The sequence below is a fragment of the Paenibacillus sp. 01L418 genome, from assembly GCF_056400045.1.
In genome coordinates, this window is the sequence record NZ_JBFTSN010000700.1 from 1 (window position 1) to 1,797 (window position 1,797).

Consider the following 1,797-nt stretch of genomic DNA (forward strand, 5'->3'; position numbering starts at 1 on the left):
TCATCGTCACCCAATCGGGGTCTACTACATTGGCTGCCATCATTTTATTAATGTAAGCAAGCGCTTCTTTCATTTTGGGATCGATAAATAGAAATACCGGTTCATTATCTTTCACTTCAATGGCTGATGGAGGATTGACGCCAAACATCCACATCAAGCTATCGAAGCCATAGGTTTGCAAACTGCCCTCTTTATTCATGCCGCCGATGAATCCGTACGTATCGTTTTTGCCGTTTCCGTCCGGGTCTTTCTCTGTAAAGGCTTTCATGACTTCAAACAGCTCGTCAGGTGTCGTTGGCACTTCCATATTCAGCTTTTTCAACCAATCGTTACGGATGAAGAAGCTTCGGCTGATACCGTTTACATTATCATAACCTGGAACTCCAATGGTTTTCCCTTGATAGGACATCGCCTCCCAGGAGTCGCTGCTAAAGCGTTTCTGAAGTTCAGGGAATTGATCCAGATACGGTGTCAAATCCGCAAGAACACCTTGATCATAATATTGCGCGAGATCGGACCGACTTTTCAAGAAAAGCAAATCCGGGATATCCCCGCCTGCAATAAGCGTATTTAGTTTGGTTGTTGATTGCCCAGCTTGAGGAATCGTCATATCCAAGTCGATGTTCATTGCCTTCTCCAGCATTTGCCGTTGAATGTCTTCATCGCGTGGAGGAATCGGAGCGGCAGCGTTGAACGTGCCTTGGTTAAACATCGTGATTTTCATTTTTTTCGCAAACGGGTTATCCGTGGATGGTGAACTGCTCGAAGCTGTAGGCTTAACCTCCTCTTCTTGATCCCCACATCCCGACAATAGCGTTCCCAGCCCTACAATAGCAGCTAGAATGGCAAATGATATCTTTGTTCTTTGCATATTGACCTCTCCTTTGCTTGTATATTATCACGGTTTCCCGTAACAACCTAGATAAGATTTGCTTTTTAACCTTTAATCGATCCCATGAGCATACCCTTGGTAAAATGCTTTTGCATAAATGGATACACGATCAAAATGGGGACCGTAGTCACGACAACAGCAGCCATTTGAACAGCGAACTGGCTAACCGTTCCGGTATTGGCCATCGACTCAGCACTTTGATTTGCAATGTTAAGCAGAATGTTGCGCAAGACAACTTGAAGTGGCATTAAATTCGCATCATTGATATACACAATCGCATCGAAATAACTGTTCCAATGCCCTACTGCGTAAAATAGGGAAATCGTGGCGAGGACAGGCATGGAAAGCGGTAAAATGATTTTCCATAGCGACTGAAGTTCACTTGCGCCGTCAACTCTCGCCGATTCCTCAATTTCAGCAGGCAATTGCTCGAAAAAGCCTTTAATGATCACCAGATTAAATGCACTAATGAGATGCGGAACAATCAAAACCCATGGACTATTTAACATCCCCAAAGAGCGGATTAACAAATAAGTCGGAATTAATCCCCCGCTAAACATCATCGTAAACACAATGAATAATAAAAACGGACTGCGTCCCGGCAAATATTTTTTGGATAACGGGTACGCCGCGATTACCGTAAAAAACACATTTAACGCCGTGCCTACAATCGTTCGGAATAGCGTAATTTTATACGCCTGACCTATACCATTAGAAATGAATACTTCCTTATAGGCTGCAAAGGTAAAGGATTCTGGTATAATCACAATCCCTCTTCTTAAAACTTCCGATTCCGGTGTTACCGAAACAGCGACCACATATAAAAAGGGAAGCAAGCAAAGCAGCGATAACATAATAAGAATAAAATAAACGGCTGATTGCCATACCTTTTCCCCGATCGTCAG

The 1,797-nt window shown here is 43.4% G+C and carries 2 protein-coding genes; both read right to left on the minus strand.

The window, feature by feature from the left end:
• Window positions 1–871 (minus strand): extracellular solute-binding protein (locus AC1DSE_RS34795; RefSeq protein WP_477529072.1); only part of this gene is annotated, 871 nt, incomplete at its 3' end.
• A 65-nt stretch (window positions 872–936) separates the two neighbouring features.
• On the minus strand, window positions 937–1,797 hold an 861-nt coding region (locus tag AC1DSE_RS34800; RefSeq protein WP_477529073.1), incomplete at its 5' end, for a carbohydrate ABC transporter permease.